This is a genomic window from Bradyrhizobium lablabi (assembly GCF_001440475.1).
Classification (GTDB): Bacteria; Pseudomonadota; Alphaproteobacteria; order Rhizobiales; family Xanthobacteraceae; genus Bradyrhizobium; species Bradyrhizobium lablabi.
In genome coordinates this window covers 1-3,683 of sequence record NZ_LLYB01000016.1, presented here as the reverse complement: position 1 = coordinate 3,683, position 3,683 = coordinate 1, and the positions used below count along the sequence as shown (strand labels likewise).

3 protein-coding genes are annotated in these 3,683 nt (G+C 60.6%); 1 reads left to right on the top strand and 2 read right to left on the bottom strand.

Features of this window, described 5'->3' with window-relative positions; all coding sequences use genetic code 11:
* Positions 1-94: 94 nt before the first annotated feature.
* Entirely contained in the window at positions 95-754 is a 660-nt protein-coding gene (locus tag CQ14_RS00150) for a peroxiredoxin (protein ID WP_057855943.1), read from the bottom strand.
* Positions 755-1,206: 452 nt separating this feature from the next.
* Between CQ14_RS00150 and CQ14_RS00145 the strand changes: the two genes are divergently transcribed.
* Complete coding sequence (locus CQ14_RS00145; protein ID WP_057855942.1) at positions 1,207-1,776, top strand: hypothetical protein; 570 nt, start codon at positions 1,207-1,209, stop codon at positions 1,774-1,776.
* A 284-nt stretch (positions 1,777-2,060) separates the two neighbouring features.
* Here CQ14_RS00145 and CQ14_RS00135 read toward each other — a convergent pair whose 3' ends face one another.
* Positions 2,061-3,035 (bottom strand): helix-turn-helix domain-containing protein, encoded by a 975-nt coding sequence (locus tag CQ14_RS00135; RefSeq protein WP_057855940.1) that lies wholly within the window; start codon positions 3,033-3,035, stop codon positions 2,061-2,063.
* Between the last annotated feature and the right edge of the window lie 648 nt (positions 3,036-3,683).

Sequence of the window (3,683 nt, the reverse complement as noted above, 5' to 3'; positions counted from 1 at the left end):
GGGCAAAGGCGCATTTGCGCCGTGCCCACCATCAAGAGTGACGCAAGTAGTGGTGGGCACGCTGCGCTTTGCCCACCCTACGGAGTGTCCTTCGTTATTTGGGCTGCGGCACGATCCGGATATACGGCTTCGGCGCCTTCCAGCCGGCCGGGTAGATCGTCTTCGCCTCGTCGTCGGACACCGAGCCCGCAATGATCACGTCCTCGCCCTGTTTCCAGTCTGCCGGCGTCGCGACGCGATGCTTGGCCGTCATCTGCAGGGAGTCGATCACGCGCAGGATTTCCGCGAAATTGCGGCCCGTGGTCATCGGATAGACCAGCACCAGCTTGATCTTCTTGTCCGGTCCGATGATGAAGACGTTGCGGACGGTCTGGTTGTCGGCGGGCGTACGCGTCAGCGGATCGCCCGAGGTCGAGGCCGGCAGCATGTCGTAGAGCTTGGAGACGTTGTAATCGATGTCGCCGATCATCGGATAGTTCGGCGCCGCACCTTGCGTCTCCTGGATGTCCTCCGACCACTTGGCGTGCCGGTCGACGGGATCGACGCTCAGGCCCATCAGCTTGACGCCGCGCTTGTCGAATTCCGGCTTCAATTTTGCGAGAGCGCCGAGTTCGGTGGTGCAAACCGGCGTGAAGTCCTTCGGGTGCGAGAACAACAGCGCCCAGCTGCTGCCGATCCAGTCGTGGAATTTAACTTTTCCTTCCGTGGTCTCGGCTTCGAAATCAGGGGCGGTTGCGCCAATCTGGAGTGCCATGGTTTCACCTCATGTTATTCAACTTACAGGGGAATTTGTCTTTAAGATTATAGGACTGTGAAAGGGTTAAGTGAACAGCTTCGCGCAAAAGGTGAGATCCTTCTCCGCAAGGGTGGAACTTCTAGCATCTTCTTTTGGTCCGCGCCTCCGCGGCGAAAAGAACTCGCCGGTATTTGAGCGGGCCGTGAGCCCCCATCACCTTGTTGTTTGACCTCGATGTTTCCAAGGCTATTCCACTTTTCTGCCTCCTCTGCCCCGATATTGCCGTTTATCGCCCGCATCACGCCGGACCGCTTTGCACCCGAGGGTGCTTTCGCTGAACCGTGACCAACCTCACAGCGACCAATTGGCAACCATCTAAAAATCTCGGATCGCGAGTTTCCAATCGTTAACCGCCCGTTCATGCCCGGCATGGAAATGCTGGTGTGGAATTGAAATTGAGAAGTGCAACTATGTCTGCCGTGACGGCTGTAGCCGCTGAAACATCCCTTGAACCATCCTGCCGCAAGACGGCCGCTCATGCACTCACCATCGTGCGCGACGGCGTGATCACCGGCGAGGGCCCAACGACGAAGGGCCGCATCCATTTCTCCCGCGCGCTCGACGCCGATGACGCCGCCTGGTGCGCGCGCATCCTGACCGTGAGCGCGGTCGAGCATCAGCCGGTGAGCCGCGCTGAAATCGAAGCGTTGTTCGAAATCAGCGACGCCGCCGCGGAGCGCACCGACGACGGCCGTTTCGACGATCTCCTGGCCAAGGCGGTCGCTCACCATGCGGCCTCCGAGTCCGGCCTGCCGGTGCCGCCGCGCACGGTCGCGCTGTCGCCCGATACCGACATCGAGAGCTGGGCGCCGACCAAGGCCGCCAATATCGATACCCAGGTGCTGGAGTGGATCGCGAGCCAGATGCGCGGCAAGCGTCACAGCAACCGCAGGCTCGCCGCGCTGGTCGCCACGCTCGTCGGCGTCGCCGCGCTACCGCTCGCGCAATTGCCGGGCATGCTCGATATGGGAATGCTGTAGGTTCATCTTTCTGATGATCGGTTTTGAAGACGGCGGGGTAATTCCCGCCGTTTTTGTTTTTGGGTGTCATGCTGCGCGCATTCGATGTGTTATACGCCGCGGCCCATCAGCGTCATTGCGAGCGGCGCGAAGCAATCCGCACTTTTAGCGGAAGCGGCGAGCCGGGCGATGACGACTGAGTGTGAGGGGGCGATCTCGCGGCGCTCATCGCCCGAGGTTTGCATCTTTGCCGCCCGCTTGTTCAGAAAGCGGAATATTTTTGCGCGAATGGCTGGACACAACATCTAGCTGATTTGTCCCTGTGCCAGATCAAGCTGCGGCCGGTGCCGCTGGCGCGTTTGGGACGGGTATTCGCCGAACAGCTCGCGGTAGTAGCCGGAAAACCGGCCGAGGTTCTGGAAACCATATTGCACGGCGATGTCCGAGATCGTTCGGATGTCCTGCGACATGCGCAGGGCGGTGTGAACAGCGCAGAGCCGCCGGCCGCGCAGGAAGGCGATCGGACCGACACCGAGAGCCTCGTGAAACGCGCGATGCAATGTACGTCGCGACACGTGGAGTTGGCTGCAAATCTGAGAAATGTGGACAGGCTCGGTTGGCTGTGCGTCCAGATATTCCTCGACCTGCCGCGCGATCCTCAGCGCGGAGGGAAGGCGACCGTCGCGTTCTGACGGCATTCCCGCGACGATATTGGCAGTGACTGCCTCGATCGCCGCGCGCTTCCAGAACTCGGCGGATTCTGCCGTCAGCGGCGTATCGCCGAGCCGGCCAAGCAGCGATTGCAGCCGTGGAATCACGCGGCCTACCGTTTCTGCAGTGCCCTTGAAATGGCCGCTTGTCCACGTCGCAGGGTCGCCGACCGGTCCCTCCGCACCCAGCGATGCCTCGATGTCGGTTGGCGATAGCAAGACTACAATGATCGAAGCGCCGCCATAGTACCGGTTCTCGAACTCGCCGCCCGGCTCCATCACCAGCACGTCGCCGGGATGCGATTCGTAGGACGACTGTGTTACCCGGTTGCCGCTTCCGGCCAACATGCCGATTCCGAAACGGTCTTTCGAGCAGTTGCCGTTCGACCTGAAGCCAAGATTGAAGGTTGCCATGTCGATCGGCAGATCCCCGATCGAGGCGTGACTGAGTTCGCCGGCGATCTTGCCGCGCTCGAGCTGCACGATCTCGCGGCGTGTTCCGACGACGACTTCGTTGAGCTCTTCGAAGCCTTCGATCTTCTGCGTGCGGAGTGCAGCGAACTGCCCCATCGTGCCTGCCTCCCTTCGGAACGGACAAGCTTCTCAAAGCTGGATGATCTTCGCGCAATCAATGTGGCGCGGTTGCGCGTGCCTTCAAAGCTGATCGGCTCCGCATGGCTTGCGGCATTGCGTCGCGAGACGTGTCGTTGATTTATCTCAAAGGCACCGGAAGCCAGCCGATGAAAGCTGACGCCAGATCTTTTGGCACAAACTGGACGTCACAGGGAGACAGATTTGGCTTATCGTTGAATTTCAACGAGAAATAGAAGCGCCTTGGTTGCCGGAAATCAGGACAAGAGGGCTGACGTAACGCTGCCGAAAGGCCCGCAGCGCTGGAATAACAAAGGGAGCTAACAATGCTGCCAGCAAGAAGAATCTATCCTTGTCATATACGGAAATCGTTTGGCTCAATCGCACTCGCTGTCACACTTGGCGTTGGTGGCCTCGCAGCAACATCCACATCTTCATCCGCGCTAAATCCAACCCCAAGTGCTGCGCTCGCAATCCACGCCACGGCAGCGAACGATGACTTGATCGAGGTTCGCGCCGCCGTGCGCCGTGGCGGCGTGGCGGTCGGGCCGCGCGGTGGCGTGGTCGCCGGCAGGACCGTGGTGCGGACGCCGGCAGCTCGTGGAGTTGTGGTGCGGCCCGGATATG